Genomic DNA, 18,022 nt, shown 5'->3' on the forward strand with positions numbered 1-18,022 from the left:
GTTCCCCGGACGGTCTCGGCGTGTCCGCGGGGAATCCCCTCGGGCGAGGGGTCAGTGCATCATTCCCTGCAGCACCGTGCTGAAACGCCGTGAGACGTCCTCCGCCGCCGTGCCCGGCCAGCGGTGCACGGGCCACGCGGCACCCTGCGCCTGCTGCACCGCGGGGGCGTCCGGGAGCACCGGGTCCACCACGAGCTGACCGAAGAGGTCCTGGAGCTCCCGCACGCGGTGCTGCTGCTCGTCGGATCCGTCACGGAAGCGGTTCACGATCACCCCGGCGTCCGGCACCGCCCAGATCCGCGAGTTCTCGAACTGCGCGAGCGCCGTCATCGTGCGCCGCGTGCCCGCCACGGAGAACAGGGACGGCTCGGCCACGGAGAGCACCATGTGGGAGGCCGCCCACGCCATGCGCGTCAGGGCGCTGAGGGTGGGAGGGCAGTCGATCAGCACGAGCTCGTAGCGGTCCAGGCCGTGCAGGGCCGTCTCCAGGCGCTTGAGGTCCTTGGCCCGGTAGGTCGCGTGGTCCAGGTGGGACGACGCCGCGGAGCCGGGGGCCACGTCCAGCACCGGCCCCCGGGCGGTGGGCGAACCCCAGGGCTGCCACCCGGCGTGGTGCCGGGTGCCCCGGACCTCCGGGGTGATGGGGTGGCGCGTCCAGGGGGAGACCGTGGCGACGCTCGCCATGGCGCCCTTGCGAGGACGGCGCAGGACGCTGCCCACGTCCTGACCCGGTGCCGCGCGCACGCCGAGCGCGGTGGAGGCGTCCCCGTGCGGATCGAGGTCGACCACCAGGGTGGGGACCTGCGCCTCGAGGGCCGCAGAGGCGAGCCCGAGGACCACGGAGGACTTGCCCACGCCGCCCTTGAGGCTGCTGATGCTGACGATCTGCACGGGTCACCCTTCTGTCAACCGAAGTGTGGCTATACAGCCCACAGGTACATGTTAATGGGTGGAGTTCACCGCGGGAACGCGTGGTGGCACGCCGTGTTCACACGGCGTGCGGGAAGGGGACACGTTGTGTCCATGCGATGCCGTGAGTCACGGCTCACGTAAACTCTGTGGCGGTATGTGACTCCTCACCCAGTGCGCGGCGACCCACCGGTCCCGCGCGCGGAAACGGTAGCAATGTTCTCCAAGATCCTGGTGGCCAACAGAGGCGAGATCGCCATCCGTGCGTTCCGAGCGGCGTACGAGCTCGGGGCCAAGACCGTGGCCGTGTTCCCCTACGAGGACCGCAACTCGATCCACCGGCAGAAGGCGGACGAGGCGTACCACATCGGCGAGGACGGGCACCCCGTGCGGGCGTACCTGGACGTCGCCGAGATCATCCGGGTGGCGAAGGAGTCCGGTGCGGACGCCATCTACCCCGGGTACGGCTTCCTCTCCGAGAACCCCGAGCTCGCGCGCGCCGCTGCGGCCGAGGGCATCACCTTCGTGGGGCCGCGCGCCGAGATCCTCGAGCTCGCGGGCAACAAGGTCGAGGCGCTGCGCGCGGCCCGTCGCGCGGGGATTCCCACGCTCGAGTCCTCGGACCCCTCCTCGGACAAGGAGTTCCTGGTCGCGGAGGCCGAGAAGATCGGCTACCCCGTGTTCGTGAAGGCCGTGGCCGGCGGCGGCGGTCGTGGCATGCGCCGCGTGGAGGCACCCGAGCAGCTCTCGGACGCGCTCGACGCCGCCATGCGCGAGGCGGACACGGCCTTCGGCGACCCCACCGTGTTCATCGAGCAGGCCGTGCTGCGCCCGCGCCACATCGAGGTGCAGGTGCTCGCGGACAACGACGGCGAGATCGTCCACCTCTTCGAGCGCGACTGCTCCCTGCAGCGCCGCCACCAGAAGGTCATCGAGATCGCCCCGGCCCCGCACCTGGACCCGGAGATCCGCGACGCCCTGCACCGCGACGCCGTGAAGTTCGCGAAGGAACTGGGCTACGTGAACGCCGGGACGGTCGAGTTCCTGGTGGATACCGCCGGCGAGCGCGCCGGTCAGCACGTGTTCATCGAGATGAACCCGCGGATCCAGGTGGAGCACACCGTGACCGAGGAGATCACGGACGTGGACCTCGTGCAGTCCCAGCTGAGGATCGCGGCGGGGGAGTCGCTCGCGGAGCTCGGCATCGCCCAGGAGGACCTGCGGGTCCGGGGTGCCGCGCTGCAGTGCCGCATCACCACGGAGGACCCGTCCAACGAGTTCCGCCCGGACGTGGGCAAGGTCTCCGCCTACCGCTCCGCCGGTGGTGCGGGCGTGCGCCTGGACGGCGGCACGCTCTACGCGGGCGCGGAGATCTCCCCGCACTTCGACTCGATGCTCGTGAAGCTCACGTGCCGCGGCCGCGACTACGAAACGGCGGTGCTGCGGGCACGCCGTGCGCTCGCCGAGTTCCGGATCCGCGGCATCGCCACGAACATCCAGTTCCTGCAGGCGGTGCTGCACGACCCTGACTTCCTGGCCGGGGACGTCGCCACGGACTTCATCGAGAACCACCCGGACCTGCTCAAGGGCAAGGGCTCCGCGGACCGCGGCACGCGCGCACTGAACTACCTCGCGCACGTCACGGTCAACAAGCCCAACGGCGAGCGCGTGGACGGCATCGACCCGCGCGACAAGCTTCCGCACTACCCGGGGGACAAGCGCGACGAGCCGTTCCGCAGCCCGTTCGACGGCCCGTCCCAGCACGAGGTCCCGGCGGGGTGGCGCCAGGTGCTCCAGGAGCGCGGTCCCGAGGGCTTCGCCCGGGCGCTGCGCGAGTACGAGCCGCTGGCGGTGACGTCCACGACGTTCCGTGACGCCCACCAGTCCCTGCTGGCCACGCGCGTCCGCACGCGCGACCTGCTCTCCGCGGCTCCCGCGTACGCGCACCTCCTGCCCGGTCTGCTCTCGGTCGAGGCGTGGGGCGGTGCCACGTACGACGTCGCGCTGCGCTTCCTGGGGGAGGACCCCTGGGAGCGGCTGCGGCTGCTGCGCGAGGCCATGCCGAACATCCCCATCCAGATGCTGCTGCGCGGGCGCAACACCGTGGGGTACACGCCCTACCCCACGGAGGTGACGGACGCGTTCGTCGCGGAGGCGGCGGAGACCGGCGTCGACATCTTCCGGATCTTCGACGCGCTCAACGACGTCGAGCAGATGCGCCCGGCCATCGAGGCGGTGCGCGCGACCGGCACCGCCGTGGCCGAGGTGGCCCTGTGCTACACGGGCAACCTGCTGGACCCGGAGGAGACCGTCTACACGCTCGACTACTACCTGGACCTCGCGCAGCAGTGCGTGGACGCCGGGGCGCACGTGCTCGCCATCAAGGACATGGCGGGGCTGCTGCGCCCGGAGGCGGCGCGGCGCCTGGTCACGGCGCTGCGCGAGCGCTTCGACCTGCCCGTGCACCTGCACACCCACGACACCGCCGGGGGCCAGCTCGCCACGCTGCTCGCCGCGGCGGAGGCGGGGGTGGACGCGGTCGACGCCGCCTCGGCGTCGATGGCCGGCACCACCTCCCAGGTCTCGGGCTCCGCGCTCGTGGCCGCGCTGGAGAACACGGCCCGGGACACGCGGCTGGACCTGGACGCCGTGAGCGACCTCGAGCCCTACTGGGAGGTCGTGCGCTCCATCTACAAGCCGTTCGAGTCCGGGCTCACCGGTCCCACGGGTCGCGTGTACCGCCACGAGATCCCGGGCGGGCAGCTCTCCAACCTGCGGCAGCAGGCCATTGCCCTGGGCCTCGGTGAGAAGTTCGAGGCGATCGAGGACATGTACCACGCCGCGGACCGCATGCTCGGTCACCTGGTGAAGGTCACGCCGTCCTCGAAGGTCGTGGGGGACCTGGCCCTGCAGCTCGTGGGCATGGACGTGGATCCCGCCGAGTTCGAGGCGGATCCGCGCAAGTTCGACATCCCCGACTCCGTGATCAACTTCCTCGCCGGGGAGCTGGGCACGCCGCCGGCCGGCTGGCCGGAGCCGTTCCGCACCAAGGCGCTCGAGGGACGCACCGTGAACCTCGCGGACAAGGAGCTCACGGCCCAGGACAAGGAGGAGCTCGGCCAGCCCGGTGAGGTTCGCCGTGCGGCGCTGAACCGGCTGCTCTTCCCCGGCCCCACGAAGGAGTACGCGAGCTCGCGGGCCAGGTACGGGGACCTCTCCCTGTTGCACACGCGCGACTTCCTCTACGGGCTGCAGCAGGACTTCGAGCACGTGATCTCCCTGGGCAAGGGCGTGCGTCTGCTCGTCACCCTGCAGGCGATCTCCGAGCCGGACGACAAGGGCATGCGCACCGTCATGGTCACGCTCAACGGCCAGCTGCGCCTGCTCGAGATCCGCGACGAGTCCGTGTCCTCGCAGGTCGTGGAGACCGAGAAGGCGGACACCTCCAAGCCCGGCCACGTGGCCGCGCCCTTCGCCGGTGCCGTCACGGTGGCCGTCCAGGAGGGTGCCACGGTCTCCGCGGGGGACTCCGTGGCGACCATCGAGGCCATGAAGATGGAGGCCTCCATCACGGCTCCTGTCTCCGGCACGGTCTCGCGCGTGGCGCTCGCGGACACCGCCCACGTGAGCGGCGGAGACCTGGTTCTGGTGATCGATCCCGAGTGAGCGCGTGACGTGACGCGCCGTCGGCCGCGCCGGTGCCGTGCGCTTCCCTGCCCTGTCCTGGTTGGCTACGCTGTCCCGGCTGGCCGCGCTGGCGTTGTGGGCCGCGTCGTCGTACCCGGGCGGGGGCCGACGACGGCGCGTGGGAGGCGTCCACGGCGGCGGCCTAGGATGGGGCCCATGCGTTCATTCGACCTCATCATCGTGGGCTCCGGCTCCGGCAACTCCATCCTCACGGACGAGTACGCGGACCTGGACGTCGCCATCGTCGAGCCCGGCCCCTTCGGGGGCACGTGTCTGAACGTGGGGTGCATCCCCACCAAGATGTACGCGTACCCGGCCACGGTCTCGGACCAGGCGCGCGACGCCGTGCGGCTCGGTGTGGAGATCGAGTTCCGCGGGGTGGACTGGCCGAGCATGCGGGACCGGATCTTCTCCCGGATCGACGCCATCTCCTCGGGCGGGCTGAAGTACCGCGAGTCGCTCGAGAACGTGAGCGTGATCCGGGAGTACGTCCACTTCGTGGAACCCCACGTGCTGGAGACCGACTCGGGGGAGCAGCTCACCGCCCCGCAGATCGTGCTGGCCAACGGCTCGCGCGTGCACCTACCGGACGTCCCCGGCACGGACCTGCCCGGGGTGCACACCTCCGACACCGTGATGCGTCTGCCGCAGTTCCCGCGCGACGTCGTGGTGGTGGGCGGCGGCTACGTGGCCGCCGAGTTCTGCCACGTGTTCCGCGGCCTGGGCGCTGCGGTCACCCAGCTCAACCGTTCCGAGCGCCTGCTGCGCCACCACGACGACACCATTGCGGAGCGCTTCCAGCGTGAGGCCGCCCGGCACTGGGACCTGCAGACCGGGTGGAGCATCACCGGGATCACGCGGGCCGAGGACGGCCGCCTCTCGGTGACGGCCGAGGCCTCCGACGGTTCGGGCCGCACCTGGGAGCGCAGCACCGAGATCGTGCTGCTGGCCACCGGCCGGGTCCCGAACGCGGACACCCTGCACCCGCAGGCCGCGCACCTGGACGTCACGGACGCCGGACTGCTGGCCGTGGACGACTACCAGCGAGTGCTCTCGGACGGCGAGCCCGTTCCGGGGCTCTGGGCGCTCGGCGATGTCTGCTCCCCGTACCAGCTCAAGCACGTGGCCAACGCGGAGGCGCGCACCGTCTCGCACAACCTCGTGCACCCCGAGGACCTGCGGCCCACCGACCACCGGTTCGTGCCCTCGGCCGTCTTCACCGAGCCGCAGATCGCCTCCGTGGGCATGACCGAGCGCCAGGCCCGCGAGTGGGCCGAGGAGCACGGCGCCCGGCTGACCGTGAAGGAGCAGAACTTCGGGGACGTGGCCTACGGCTGGGCCATGGACGACCACACGGGGATCTGCAAGCTCATCGCGGACTCCCGCACCGGCCGGCTGCTCGGCGCGCACCTGGTCGGCCGTGACGCCTCGAACCTCGTGCAGCCGCTCGTGCAGGGCATGTCCTTCGGCCTCACGGTGCACGAGATGGCCCGCGGTCAGTACTGGATCCACCCCGCGCTCGCGGAGGTCGTGGAGAACGCGCTGCTCGGCCTGGACGCCCCGGACCAGCGCCCGGGCGACTGAGCCGCGGGGTCTGGACCATCGGGAACGACGACGCCGCGGGGCCCCCGCTGCGAACCGGGCCCCGCGGCGCCGTCGTGCCTACTTCGTGTAGATGCTCTCGATCACGTCCGCGAAGTCCTCGGCCACGCGGGCGCGCTTGAGCTTGAGCGAGGGCGTCAGGTAACCCTCTTCCACGGTGAGGTCCTGCTCCAGGATGCGGAAGGCCTTGATGCCCTCGGCGCGGGAGACCTTGGTGTTGGCGTGGTCCACGATCTTCTGCACGTGCGCGATCACGGTCTCGTCGTGCGCGGCGCGGGCCGGGTCCATGTTCGCATCCAGCCCCAGCCCCTTCATCACCTCCGGCAGGGTCTCCGGGTCCAGCGTGATCAGTGCGGCGACGAACGGGCGGTTGTCGCCCACGACCATGATCTGGCCCACCGTGGCCGACGCCCTGACGGGGTCCTCCAGCTGGGAGGGGATCACGTTCTTGCCGCCGGCGGTGACGATGATCTCCTTCTTCCGCCCGGTGACCGTGAGCAGGCCTTCCTCGTCCAGGCTCCCGAGGTCACCGGTGGCGAACCAGCCGTCGCGGAACGCCTCCGCGCTCTTCTCCGGCAGGCCGTGGTAGCGCGCGAAGACGTTGCTGCCGCGCACGAGGATCTCGCCGTCCTCGGCGATCGCGATCTCGTTGCCCGGAATCGGGTGGCCCACGGTGCCGATGCGGTTGATGGAGGGGAAGTTGCCCGCGATCGGGGCGGTGGTCTCGGTCAGCCCGTAGCCCTCCACCACGTACACGCCGATGCCGTTGAAGAAGTGCGCCAGGTGTTCCCCCAGGGACGCGCCGCCGGAGACCGCGTAGCGGACCTCCCCGCCCATGGCCTCCCGCAGGGTGGAGTAGACGAGTCCGTCGTAGAGCCGGTGCCGCGCCCGCAGCCAGAGGGGGACCTTCCCGGCCTGGGCCGCGCGGGACCACGCGGCGGCGGTGGCCACGGCACGCTCGAAGATCAGCTTCTTCACGGGGGAGCCCGCCTGGGCCTTGAAGCGCGCACCCGCGAGGATCTTCTCGAAGACCCGCGGCACCGCCAGGATGAACGTGGGCCTGAAGCGCGCGAGGTCGTCCATGAGCCGGGAGACGTCCGGCGTGTGGGCCAGTGTGATCCCGGCGTCCAGGGAGGTGACCTCCACGAACCGGGCGAACACGTGGGCCAGGGGCAGGAAGAGCAGGGTGCGGGCGCCGTCGGCCATGATGGGCCCGGCCACGGGGATCGTGTTCTGCGCGCACGCCACGAAGTTGCCGTGGGTGAGCTCGCAGCCCTTGGGCGGTCCCGTGGTCCCGGAGGTGTAGATCAAGGTCGCGGTGTCGTCCAGGCTCACGCCGTCGTGGGGCGTGGCGAGGTCGGTGCGCTCCGAGCCCTGAGCCACGAGGGCGTCCAGCGAGAACTCGGCGGTGTCCGTGTCGAACACGCAGATCCGCTCGGCGGCGGGGAAGGCCGTGCCCTGCGCCGCCTCGCGCACGCGCTCCGCGAGCTCGTCGTTCTCCACGAAGACCGCGCGGGACTGCGAGTCCGAGAGGATCCACGCGATCTGGTCCGGGGAGGAGGTGTCGTAGACGGGCACCGGGACGGCCCCGAGCCACCACAGCGCGAAGTCCACGAGCGTCCACTCGTAGCGGGTGCGGCTCAGCAGGCCCACGCGGTCCCCGGGGCCGATCCCGCGGGCGGCGATGCCCCGGGCGAGCGCGACGACCTCGTCGCGGAACTGCCGGGCGGTGACGTCCCGCTCCCGGCCCTCGGTCAGCACCGTGTAGAGCACCGCATCCGGGGTCTGCTCCGCCCGTCGGGCGAGGATGTGAGCGATGCCGGGGTACGGCAGGGGGTCGACGATGGCGGGAGCGGTGACGCGTCTCATGGGGTCCCTTCCTGGTGAGATCGGGTCTCAGCCTACTCTGTGTTCCGCCTCACTCGGGGCGTGCGGTGGGCGGGACGCGCCCTAGACGACGGCGCCGTCGTCGTTGCCCGCGGGGGAGTCCTCCGGCAGCGCGCGGAAGACGAGGAACAGCCCCGCGACGATCCCCACGATCCCGGCCACCCACACGAGCGCGGGCAGCGGACCGGGCAGCAGCGCGAGGCCTGCCATGATGACGAGCACCGCGAGGATCACGCCCAGAGCCCGCAGCATGGCGGGGGAGACGCCGCTCGTCACGGGCCCGGGATCGGGGTCGTAGCGTTCGTCGTCCTCGACAGCGGCGTCTCCCGCGGAGGCGGCGAGCTCGACCGGAACCTCCTCCGCGGGCTGCTCGCGGGGCTCCCACTCGATGTCCTCGGCCCAGGGGTCCAGGTCCTCGCCGTCGCGCGGGACGTCGTCCCACGTGTTGGCGCGGATGATGCTCTCGAACGGGTCGTCGGAGGCCCCGGGCCGGTTCACGAAGCCTCCCCGGGGAGGAAGCGCCCGCCGCGGGACAGCCGCTGCACGGCCTCGCGGGACTGCGCCTCGATCAGCGGCGCGTCGTGGTCCAGCGTGGCCACGTGGTAGCTCTCGTGCAGCGGCACCACCAGCACCTCGCTGCCGCTGCGTGCGGCCAGCAGGGCCGCGGACGCCCCGGAGACCACGTGGTCCTCGTCCGAGCGGAAGACGACGGCGGGTGCGGTCACGGCGGGCAGCATCCGCACTGTGCGGTGCATGAGCACGTTGAGCTGGGCCACGGCGGCCAGAGGGGTGCGGTCGTAGGTGGACTCCAGTCCGGTGGGCTGCTTGATGTCGCTGCCGATCCCCTCGAGCGAAGGCACCGCGGCGGCGGCCAGGTGGCTGAACCGCGCCATCCGGTTCACGAGCGCCAGGGCCGGGTTCACCAGCAGCACGCCGGAGACCTCCCGGCGCGCTGCGGTGTGCAGGGCCAGGGCGCCGCCCATTGACAGACCGCACACCACCACGTGATCGTGCTGCGCCCGCAGGGCCCAGTACTCCTCGTCCACGGCGTCCCGCCACGCCTGCCACGGCTGCTCCGCGAGGTCCTGCCACTGCGTGCCGTGCCCCGGCAGCAGCGGGACGCGCACGCCCGGGTGGGCCCCGGCGTCGTCGACGGCGTCGTGGATCGCCCGCGCCCACTGCGCCACGGACGCGGTGGTGGAGGTGAAGCCGTGCAGCACCAGCACCCCCACGGACGAGGTGCCGGGCAGGAGCAGGGGGCCGTGGTTCGCCAGATCCGATGACATGGCGCCCATTGTGCCAGCCACCCGCGGGGCCCGTGACAGAATTGACCGGTGGCGGGCCGCGCACGGACACCGCCCACGGCGACGACGACGGACCGGGCACCGCTTCCCAGCGGCACGCGCCCACGAAAGGCTTCCCCTGATGGTGTACATGTTCCTGCGGACCTACGTGGTGGCGCCCGTGGTCAACCTCGTCTGCCGGCCCACCGTGGTGGGCCTCGACAACGTCCCGTCGGAGGGGCCGGCCATCCTGGCGAGCAACCACCTCTCCGTTCCGGACGCCATCTTCATGCCCGTGGCCGTGCCCCGGCAGGTCTACTTCCTGGCCAAGTCCGAGTACTTCACCACCCCGGGGCTGCGCGGGCGCATCGTGGCGTGGTTCTTCCGGGCCATCAATCAGATCCCCATGGACCGCCGCGGTGGCCGCGCCAGCGCGCAGTCGCTCAGCGCCGGGGGCCAGGCGCTCGCGGAGGGCAAGCTCGTGGGCATCTACCCGGAGGGCACCCGCTCCCCGGACGGCAGGCTCTACCGCGGCAAGATCGGGGTGGCCCGACTCGCACTCGAGACCGGGGCGCCCGTCATCCCCGTGGCGATGATCGGCACCGACCGCATGCAGCCCCTGGGATCTCGGTTCCCGGACCCGCGCCGGGCCAGGATCACCACCGTCTTCGGCGAGCCCATGGACTTCTCCCACCTGATGTCCCAGCACGGGGACCACGCGACCCTGCGCCGCGTCACGGACGAGATTATGGCCGCCATCCAGCAGCTCTCCGGTCAGGAACGGGCCGAGGGCTACGCCGCGGACCACAAACGTCGGCTCGCCGAGCAGAAGTCCGAGGCGCTCGCCGAGCAGGCGCGCGACGTCGCCGAGGCCACCCGGGAGAAGGGGCGCGCCGTGACGGACGCCGTGTCCCAGCAGGCCGGGGCGCTCGGCGCGAAGCTGCGCGGCCGTTCACACGACACGCCCGACGAGCAGGGCCCGGACCGAACCGCCTAGACTGTGCGCATGAGTTCCCTGACCCTGCCTGAACAGTTCCGATCCCCGGCCTCGTCCCTGCGCGCGGCCGACTATCCCGGACTGGACGAGTGGCGCGAGAAGACCATCGGTCAGCATCCGCAGTGGGCGCAGCACCCGGACTTCACGCGGTGCATCGAGGAGCTCAGCACGGTCCCCCCGCTCGTCTTTGCCGGCGAGATGGACCGGTTGCGGGACCGGCTGGCCCAGGTGGCCAACGGCGAGGCGTTCTTCCTGCAGGGCGGCGACTGCGCCGAGACCTTCGCGGGCGCCACGGCGGACAAGATCTCGGGCCGCGTGCGCACCCTGCTGCAGATGGCCGTGGTCCTCACCTACGGTGCCTCGATGCCCGTGGTGAAGATGGGCCGCATGGCCGGGCAGTTCTCCAAGCCGCGCTCCTCCAACGAGGAGACCCGGGACGGCGTCACGTTGCCCTCGTTCCGCGGCGAGATGGTCAACGGCTTCGACTTCACGGAGGAGTCCCGCGCGCACGACCCCAACCGCATGCTGCAGGGCTACCACACGTCCTCGGCCACGCTGAACCTGATCCGGGCGTTCACGCAGGGCGGGTTCGCGGACCTGCGCCGCATGCACCAGTGGAACATGGGCTTCGCGGCCAATCCGGCCTACGCCCGCTACGAGAGCATGGCGCGCGAGATCGACCACGCCGTGAAGTTCATGGCGGCGTGCGGCGCGGACTTCGACGCCCTGCGCACCACGGAATTCTTCGCCGGCCACGAGGCGCTGCTGCTCGACTACGAGCGGGCCCTCACGCGCATCGACTCCCGCACGGACCTGCCCTACGGCACCTCCGCCCACTTCCTGTGGATCGGGGAGCGCACGCGCGATCTCGACGGCGCCCACGTGGACCTGCTCTCGCGGCTGCGCAACCCGATCGGCGTGAAGCTCGGCCCGGGCACCACCGGCGAGGACGCCCTGCGCCTGATCGACACGCTGGACCCCGACCGCGAGCCCGGCCGCCTCACGTTCATCACCCGCATGGGTGCCAAGAACATCCGCGAGAAGCTGCCCCCGGTCATCAAGGCGGTCCAGGAGGCCGGCGCGAAGCCCGTGTGGGTCACGGACCCCATGCACGGCAACACGGTCTCCCTGCCCTCCGGGTACAAGACCCGCCGCTTCGACGACGTCATGGATGAGGTGCGCGGCTTCTTCGAGGTGCACCGCGAGCTGGGCAGCTTCCCCGGCGGCATCCACGTGGAGATGACCGGCGACGACGTCGCGGAGTGCCTGGGCGGCGCGGATCCCGTGGACGAGTCCGCGTTCGCGGAGCGCTACGAGACGCTGTGCGACCCGCGGCTGAACCACATGCAGTCCCTGGAGATCGCGTTCCTCGTGGCGGAGTACCTCTCCAGCCAGGACTGAGACGGACCCGTTCCGCGCTCGACACGTAGAACCGCCCCGGCACCGCTCTTCACGGGCAGGCTGCCGGGGCGGTGTGCGTCCTGGGAGCGCACGACGTGCCGTGGTGGGGCAGGGCGAGGTGCATCGTGGGGGACGGTGCGGGCCGGAGCTGGGTTCAGAGGACCGTGAGTAAGACGGTGGTGCCCTCCTCGCGCTGTCGCACCACGCGGTGCAGGTGCGAGCCCACGGGCGTGGCGACCTCCACCGTGTAGCCCTGGGACTCCAGCGTGGAACGGGCCTCGCCCTCGTCCTGGCCCACCACGTTGGGCGGCGCGCCCTGCGGGGTGTCCGCGGCCACGGTCAGGTCCACGGCCGTGCCCTCGCCCACGCTCGCTCCTGCGGCGGGGGACTGGGAGAGCACGGTGTCCACGGCCTGCGTGGAGTACGTGCGACCCACCGTCCCCACCGCGAGGCCCGCGTCCGTGACCGCGCTGCGGGCGGCGTCGGCGGCCATCCCGGTCAGGGCGGGGACGTCCACACGGGCGGGGCCCTCGGAGACCAGCAGGTTAACCTGCTCGATCCCGCTCACGGTGCTCGACTCGCCCGGGTCCGTGGAGATCACGGTGCCCTCCGGGGCGTCCCGGCTCGTGGTGGAGCGGACCCCCACGTTGGAGATGCCCGCGGCGTTGAGTGCGCGCTCGGCACTCGCGGTGTCCTGACCGGCCACGCCGGGAACGGTCGCGGTGGCGGAGCCCGGGGCGGAGCCCAGCCACCAGCCGAGGAACCCGGCCACGGTGAGCAGCAGCGCGAAGAGGATCAGGGCCACGCCCACGTGCAGCGGCGAGAGCACCGGGTTCAGGTGCACGCGCGGGACCTCGGGGGCCCGGCGCGCGGTGGAGCCGGTCAGAGGACCGGCCGCGGACTGCGCCCCGGTCATGGACGTGGTCTCCCCGTCCAGGTGCGGCAGGATGGCGGCGGCCCGGTCCCCGGTCCGGTGGGTGCCCATCACGCGGGTGGCGTCCGGGTCCTGCCCCTGTGAGGCCATGGCGACGGTCGCGGCGTCGTCGGTGGAAGCGCTCCACCGCCCGGTACGCCCGAACGCCTCGGTGGGCGCCTCCGCCAGGGAGGGCGGGTCGTGGGGCGCGGGCAGCGAGCGGCGCACGGCGAGCGCGAGGTCCAGGAGGGCGGCGGCGTCGGCGGGTCGGCGGGCGGCGTCCCGGGCGGTGGCCCGCAGCACGAACTCGTCGAGGGCGGGCGGCACCCCGGGGACCGCGCTGCTGGGAGCGGGGACGTCGCGGCTCACGTGCGCGTTGACGACCTGCAGCGCGGTGCCGGTGTAGGGCCGGGAACCGGTGAGCATCTCGTAGGCCATGATGCCCACGGCGTAGACGTCGCTGCGCTGGTCCACGGGGCCGTCGCCCACGAGCTCGGGTGCGGCGTAGCCCACCGTGCCGAGCACGGTGGTGCTCGCGGTGTGCTCGTCCACGGCGCGCATCAGCCCAAAGTCCGCGACCTTGACCTGGCCGTCCTCGGTGAGCAGCACGTTCTCGGGCTTGACGTCCCGGTGGATCAGCCCGATCCGGTGGGCCTGGGCGAGGCCGCGCAGCACGGGGATCAGCAGGTCTAGGGTGCGGCGCGCGGTCATCGGGGACTCGCGGGAGATCACGTCCCGCAGGGTGGGCCCGCCCACGTACTCGAGCGCGAGGTAGAGGACGCCGTCCGGGGTGTGCCCCTGGTCGAGGACCGCGACCACGTCGGGGTGCTGCAGCCGGGCCGCGGACCTGGCCTCGCGCTGGGCACGCCGCACGAAGGAGGAGTCGTCCGCGAGGTGAGGGTGCATGATCTTCAGGGCCACCGGGCGGTCGAGCCGCTCGTCCAGGCCCTCGTACACGGTCGCGGAGCCGCCGCGCGCGATCCTGCGCAGGACCGTGTAGCGGTCCTCGAGCCGGGTCCCCTCGCGGGGGTCGTGCGTGCTGCTACTGGGCAAAGTTCCGTTCCTGTGCGCTCACGGCTTTCACGTACGCCTTCGTGTCCGGGTACATACCGTAGGTCCGGACGCCGTGCAGACCCTGGTAGTAGGCGGCGATGCCCACGTTCTTGCTGGGCGCCCTGTCCTGCAGCTCGCGGATGATCGCCACGCCGGCGGTCACGTTGTCCCGGGCGTCCAGCAGGTCGAGGTCGCGCCCGACCAACTCTGAGGCCCACTGCCCGGCGGAGGGGATCACCTGCATGGTGCCCACGGCGTCCGCGTCCGAGACGACTCCCTGCCGGAAGCCCGACTCCTGCGAGGCGTGGGCGAGCGCGAGGGCGGGGTCCACGCCCATCTCGGTGGCGGTGCCGCGCACCAGCTCCCGCACCGCGTCCGGGGAGGGGTGGCTGCGGGCCGCGAGCTGGGCGCGGTGCTCGGCGGCGGAGGCCACGACGGCGTCGGGGTAGCCGCGCGGTGTGTCCTTCGTGGCGTCGTGGGTGGGGGAGCCCGCGGCGCCGCCCTGCGAGGTCCGGCTCGCGTCCGTGGACTTCTCCGCCGTCGGCGACGCCGTCACCCCGCCGTCAGCGGCGGCGGGCACGGTGAGCTTCTGTCCCGGGCGCAGTCCGGCGCCGGGTGCGAGGTCGTTGGCCGCCGCCAGCTCCGCAACGCTCACACCGTGGCGCAGGGCGAGGTCCCAGAGGGTGTCGCCGGCAACCACGGTGTGGCGCGCGGCGGGGGCGTCCGATGACGGCGCGGCGGCGGGGCGCGCGGAGGTGCCGCGGGCGGCGTCGTTCCCGGCGGTCCGGGCGGCGCTCTGCTCCGGACGGGGCGCGGCGGTGCCCGCGCGCTCGGCGGTGGGGAGGGACAGCCGCTGGCCGGGGCGCAGCATGCCGTGGGCCGGGAGGTCGTTGGTCCGCACGAGGTCCGCGACCGTGACGCCGTGGCTGGTCGCGATGGACCACAGCGAGTCCCCGGGGCGCACGGTCAGGGACGAGGCGCCGGTCTCCTGGGAGGCGTGGATGCTGTGCGGGGCGGCGGGCGCGGCGTGAGCGGTGCCCACCGTGCCCAGCGCGGTCAGGGCCGCCAGCGCGGCGGCCGAACCCTGCGCGGCGCGGCGCCCCCAGGCGGGACGCGGGGAGGGGCGGTCGTGGGGCGGCTCAACCGGCATGATCGGGATTCCTGCCTCGGTGTGGGGGAAGAAGGGGGCCACCGCAGCGCACTCGCGCGCAACGCGGATGCCCCCAGATTACCCGACCCTCTCCACCCCTCCCAGGGTGTGTGAGCACGTCAGTGGGGCGTGGCAGAGTAGTGGGCGTGAACTATGCAACGGATCTGACACCCGAGGAATTCTCCGAACTCGACACCCTCGTGGGCGAGTGGACCTACCTGCCGGACATCGCCGAGGCCATGGACGTGCAGGTCACCAAGGTGCACCGGCTCATGGACGCGGGTGCGCTGCTCGAGGTGCGCCGCCCGGAGGACCGGGTGCGCGTGGTGCCCGGCGAGTTCCTGGAGGACGGCCACCCCCTGGACTCCCTCAAGGGCACGATCGCCGTGCTGCGGGATGCCGCGTTCACGGACGCGCAGGCCATCCGCTGGCTGTTCACCGAGGACGAGTCCCTCCCCGGTCGCCCCATCGACGCCCTGCGGCGCGGTCAGAAGACCGAGGTGCGCCGGCGGGCACAGGCCCTCGGCTGGTAGCCCGCTCCCGGCCGGCCGCCCTCAGCGCGTGCGCCGCACTGCCGCGTCCGCCAGACGGCGCAGCCCCGCGCGGCTCACGTCGTCGGTCTCCAGGGCGTCCAGGGCGTCGTCCGACGCGCTCACGAGGGATGCGATGAGCTCCTCCGAGCGGTGCTGCGCGCCGCTGGAGCGGATCAGTTCCCGCGCCCGGGAGACCTCCTGCTCGGAGAGGTCCGGTCGGCCCAGCACCGACTCCAGCCAGGTGACCTGCTCCGGTGCGCTGCCGGCGGCGCACAGGGCGATCAGCGCGGTGCGTTTGCCCTCGCGGATGTCGTCCCCGGCGGGCTTGCCCGTGGTCTCCGGGTCGCCGAAGACCCCCAGGACGTCGTCGCGCAGCTGGAACGCCTCACCCAGGGGCAGGGCGAACGCGGAGCACCGCTGCAGGAACTCGGGCGAGGCCCCGGCGAGCGCGGCACCGATGGTCACCGGGTGCTCCACCGAGTACTTGGCGGACTTGTAGCGCAGCACCGTCATGGCCCGTTCCAGCTGCTCCCGGGGGTCCTCCGGGGCGGGTGCGACCTCCGCGTGGACGTCCAGGTACTGGCCCACCATGACCTCGGTGTTCATGGTCGAGAACAGCTGCCGGGCGCGCGCGGCGGCCGGGGCGGGAACCTCCGCGGCGGCCCCGGCGAACAGCTGCTCCGCGAAGGAGAGGCTCATGTCCCCGGTCAGCACGGCGGCGCTCACGCCGAAGTGCTCGGCGTCCGCGGCCCACGCGGAGTCACGGTGCAGGGCCTCGAAGACCCGGTGCACGCTCGGGCTGCCGCGGCGGGTGTCGGAGCGGTCCAGGATGTCGTCGTGGATCAGCGCGGCGCTCTGGAAGAGTTCGAGGGCGGCGGCGGCGACCACCGGCGCGGAGGCGTCCGCCGGGCCACCCGCGGCGCGCCACCCCCAGTGGCACAACCGGGCCCGCAGCCTCTTGCCGCCCCGGGTGAGCCGCTCGATGGCGACCACGAGGTCCGTGGCGGCGGGGGAGATCCCCGTGACCTGCTCGCGCTCGGCCGCGAAGAACGTGCGCAGCCGGGAGTCCAGGCGCTCGGAGAACTCGCGGTCCTGGGCCGCTGCGGTCGCGGACGCGTCGGTGGGGGTCATGCGGCGCTGCACCTCTGCTTCGGTGGGTCGGGGCCCGCGGTCTCGGCGCGGACGACGTCGCGCGGGGCCTTCCGCGCCCGTCCAGCCTAGCGGCCCACCCCCGCTGTGCGTGTCGGAGTCGGCGCCTATCGTGGGGGCTCGGACGCGGGGCACGCCGTGGTGCGCGGGAGACGAGAACCGGGGGAGGCGCGGAGCATGGCGGGACCGAGTGCGCAGCAGCTCGCCGAGTACCGGCGCTGCGCGATCCTGCACGTGGACATGGACATGTTCTACGTGGGGGTCGAGCTGCTGAGCGCTCCTCAGCACCGGGGCCGTCCCGTGATCGTCGCGGGCTCCGGTCCCCGCTCCGTGGTGCTCTCCGCCTCCTACGAGGCCCGCGAGTTCGGCGTGCACTCCGCCATGCCGCTCATGCAGGCCCGCGCCCGCTGCCCCTCCGCCGTGGTGCTCGAGCCCCACCGCGAGGCCTACACCCACTACTCGCGGATCGTCATGGACATCTTCCGCTCGGTCACGGACCGCGTGGAGCAGCTGAGCGTGGACGAGGCGTTCGTGGACGTCTCCGGTGCGATCCGCCGCTGCGGGCCCCCGGTGGCGATCGCCCGGCGGCTGCGGCGTGAGATCCAGGAGCGCACGGGACTCACGGCCTCGGTGGGTGTGGCGGAGAACAAGACGGTCGCCAAGATCGCCTCCGCGTACTGCAAACCGGACGGTCTGCTGGTGGTGGCGCCGGAACATACCCTGGCGTTCCTCGCAGGACTGCCCGTGAACAAGCTGTGGGGCGTGGGCCGGCGCACCGCGGAGACCCTGCAGGCGGCGGGACTTCCCACGGTGGGTGACATCGCCCGGACACCGCTGCCGCGGCTGCACTCGCTCGTGGGGACCGCGGTGGGCAGCCACCTCCACCAGCTGGCCAACGGCCACGACCCCCGCCCCGTCACACCGGTGCGCGAGGAGAAGAGCCTCGGTGCGGAGCGGACGTTCGAGCGCGACGTCGCGGACACCGCCGCCCTGAAGCGCGTGCTGCTGGGCCTCGCCCACGACACCGCCGCGAGGCTGCGCCGGCACGGCCTGCGTGCGGGGCGCGTGGGCCTGAAGCTGCGCTACGCGGACTTCACCACCATCAGCCGCTCCCACACGCTCGGCCACCCGGTGACTTCCGCCCACGACCTCTACACGGAGGCCTGCGCGCTGCTGGACGCGGTGGGCCCGCGTCCCCAGCCCGTGCGGCTGCTCGGCGTGCGCGCGGAGAAGCTCACGGGCAGCGAGCACGCGCTGCAGCTGAGCCTCGACGGGCGCGAGGCCGAGTGGGGTTCCGCGGAGGAGGCCATGGACCGCGTGCATAGCAAATTCGGTCCCGGCACCGTGCGCCCCGCCAGACTCATGGGACCCACGGTGCCAAACCGCCCGGCACGGGATATTCTGGACGACACGTGAGGGTCGCCCGGCACCGGGGGACACCTCGCACTCTCAACCCCA

Annotated in this window: 13 protein-coding genes; 6 read left to right on the forward strand and 7 right to left on the reverse strand. The window is 72.5% G+C overall.

Annotation, left to right across the window (positions count from 1 at the left end):
* Positions 1-51 precede the first annotated feature (51 nt).
* Entirely contained in the window at positions 52-891 is an 840-nt protein-coding gene (locus KVA01_RS06790; protein WP_068467058.1) for a ParA family protein, read from the reverse strand.
* 234 nt (positions 892-1,125) lie between these two features.
* On the opposite strand from KVA01_RS06790, the gene KVA01_RS06795 reads away from it, so the two are divergent.
* Both KVA01_RS06795 and KVA01_RS06800 read left to right on the forward strand, forming a co-directional pair.
* Positions 1,126-4,575: a pyruvate carboxylase gene (locus KVA01_RS06795; protein WP_068467060.1), complete on the forward strand. Its 3,450-nt coding sequence runs from the start codon at positions 1,126-1,128 to the stop codon at positions 4,573-4,575.
* A gap of 177 nt (positions 4,576-4,752) precedes the next feature.
* Positions 4,753-6,180 carry a mycothione reductase gene (locus KVA01_RS06800; RefSeq protein WP_068467063.1) on the forward strand — a complete coding sequence of 476 codons (1,428 nt, stop codon included), beginning with the start codon at positions 4,753-4,755 and terminating at the stop codon, positions 6,178-6,180.
* Positions 6,181-6,258: 78 nt separating this feature from the next.
* On the opposite strand, the gene KVA01_RS06805 is transcribed toward KVA01_RS06800, so the two are convergent.
* From KVA01_RS06805 to KVA01_RS06815, 3 genes are all read right to left on the reverse strand, one after another.
* Entirely contained in the window at positions 6,259-8,067 is a 1,809-nt protein-coding gene (locus KVA01_RS06805) for an AMP-dependent synthetase/ligase (protein WP_068467065.1), read from the reverse strand.
* Between the two features lie 81 nt (positions 8,068-8,148).
* Complete coding sequence (locus KVA01_RS06810) at positions 8,149-8,583, reverse strand: UbiA prenyltransferase family protein (RefSeq protein ID WP_068467067.1); 435 nt, start codon at positions 8,581-8,583, stop codon at positions 8,149-8,151.
* The gene (locus KVA01_RS06815; RefSeq protein ID WP_068467113.1) at positions 8,580-9,371 is read right to left on the reverse strand and encodes an alpha/beta hydrolase; all 792 of its coding nucleotides are present in this window, start codon (positions 9,369-9,371) and stop codon (positions 8,580-8,582) included. The genes KVA01_RS06810 and KVA01_RS06815 overlap by 4 nt, the downstream gene beginning before the upstream one ends.
* A gap of 139 nt (positions 9,372-9,510) precedes the next feature.
* On the opposite strand from KVA01_RS06815, the gene KVA01_RS06820 reads away from it, so the two are divergent.
* Complete coding sequence (locus KVA01_RS06820; RefSeq protein WP_068467069.1) at positions 9,511-10,365, forward strand: lysophospholipid acyltransferase family protein; 855 nt, start codon at positions 9,511-9,513, stop codon at positions 10,363-10,365.
* Positions 10,366-10,374: 9 nt separating this feature from the next.
* Positions 10,375-11,766 carry a class II 3-deoxy-7-phosphoheptulonate synthase gene (locus KVA01_RS06825; RefSeq protein ID WP_068467071.1) on the forward strand — a complete coding sequence of 464 codons (1,392 nt, stop codon included), beginning with the start codon at positions 10,375-10,377 and terminating at the stop codon, positions 11,764-11,766.
* A 154-nt stretch (positions 11,767-11,920) separates the two neighbouring features.
* On the opposite strand, the gene pknB is transcribed toward KVA01_RS06825, so the two are convergent.
* On the reverse strand, positions 11,921-13,732 hold the full coding sequence (gene pknB / locus KVA01_RS06830; protein ID WP_068467072.1) for a Stk1 family PASTA domain-containing Ser/Thr kinase: 1,812 nt from the start codon (positions 13,730-13,732) through the stop codon (positions 11,921-11,923).
* A complete protein-coding gene (locus KVA01_RS06835) occupies positions 13,722-14,882 on the reverse strand; it encodes a LysM peptidoglycan-binding domain-containing protein (RefSeq protein ID WP_068467074.1) in 1,161 nt (386 codons plus the stop codon). The genes pknB and KVA01_RS06835 overlap by 11 nt, the downstream gene beginning before the upstream one ends.
* A 140-nt stretch (positions 14,883-15,022) precedes the next feature.
* On the opposite strand from KVA01_RS06835, the gene KVA01_RS06840 reads away from it, so the two are divergent.
* Positions 15,023-15,415: an Rv2175c family DNA-binding protein gene (locus tag KVA01_RS06840; RefSeq protein ID WP_082810175.1), complete on the forward strand. Its 393-nt coding sequence runs from the start codon at positions 15,023-15,025 to the stop codon at positions 15,413-15,415.
* Between the two features lie 21 nt (positions 15,416-15,436).
* Here the strand turns inward: KVA01_RS06840 and KVA01_RS06845 are convergent, their stop codons facing one another.
* Positions 15,437-16,546 carry a polyprenyl synthetase family protein gene (locus KVA01_RS06845; protein WP_068467076.1) on the reverse strand — a complete coding sequence of 370 codons (1,110 nt, stop codon included), beginning with the start codon at positions 16,544-16,546 and terminating at the stop codon, positions 15,437-15,439.
* A 195-nt stretch (positions 16,547-16,741) separates the two neighbouring features.
* Here KVA01_RS06845 and dinB point away from each other — a divergent pair, with 195 nt between their 5' ends.
* Positions 16,742-17,980 (forward strand): DNA polymerase IV, encoded by a 1,239-nt coding sequence (gene dinB / locus KVA01_RS06850; RefSeq protein WP_068467078.1) that lies wholly within the window; start codon positions 16,742-16,744, stop codon positions 17,978-17,980.
* The last annotated feature ends 42 nt before the right edge of the window (positions 17,981-18,022 follow it).

Origin of the sequence: Kocuria varians, assembly GCF_006539885.1 — a bacterium.
In the GTDB taxonomy this organism is placed as follows: Bacteria; Actinomycetota; Actinomycetes; order Actinomycetales; family Micrococcaceae; genus Kocuria; species Kocuria varians.

Bases quoted from the DNA above. Each gene is read 5' to 3' on its own strand.
- KVA01_RS06795 (WP_068467060.1), top strand. From the start codon at position 1,126: ATGTTCTCCAAGATCCTGGTGGCCAACAGAGGCGAGATCGCCATCCGT.
- KVA01_RS06800 (WP_068467063.1), top strand. From the start codon at position 4,753: ATGCGTTCATTCGACCTCATCATCGTGGGCTCCGGCTCCGGCAACTCC.
- KVA01_RS06805 (WP_068467065.1), bottom strand. From the start codon at position 8,067: ATGAGACGCGTCACCGCTCCCGCCATCGTCGACCCCCTGCCGTACCCC.
- KVA01_RS06815 (WP_068467113.1), bottom strand. From the start codon at position 9,371: ATGTCATCGGATCTGGCGAACCACGGCCCCCTGCTCCTGCCCGGCACC.
- KVA01_RS06820 (WP_068467069.1), top strand. From the start codon at position 9,511: ATGGTGTACATGTTCCTGCGGACCTACGTGGTGGCGCCCGTGGTCAAC.
- KVA01_RS06825 (WP_068467071.1), top strand. From the start codon at position 10,375: ATGAGTTCCCTGACCCTGCCTGAACAGTTCCGATCCCCGGCCTCGTCC.
- KVA01_RS06835 (WP_068467074.1), bottom strand. From the start codon at position 14,882: ATGCCGGTTGAGCCGCCCCACGACCGCCCCTCCCCGCGTCCCGCCTGG.
- KVA01_RS06845 (WP_068467076.1), bottom strand. From the start codon at position 16,546: ATGACCCCCACCGACGCGTCCGCGACCGCAGCGGCCCAGGACCGCGAG.
- dinB (WP_068467078.1), top strand. From the start codon at position 16,742: ATGGCGGGACCGAGTGCGCAGCAGCTCGCCGAGTACCGGCGCTGCGCG.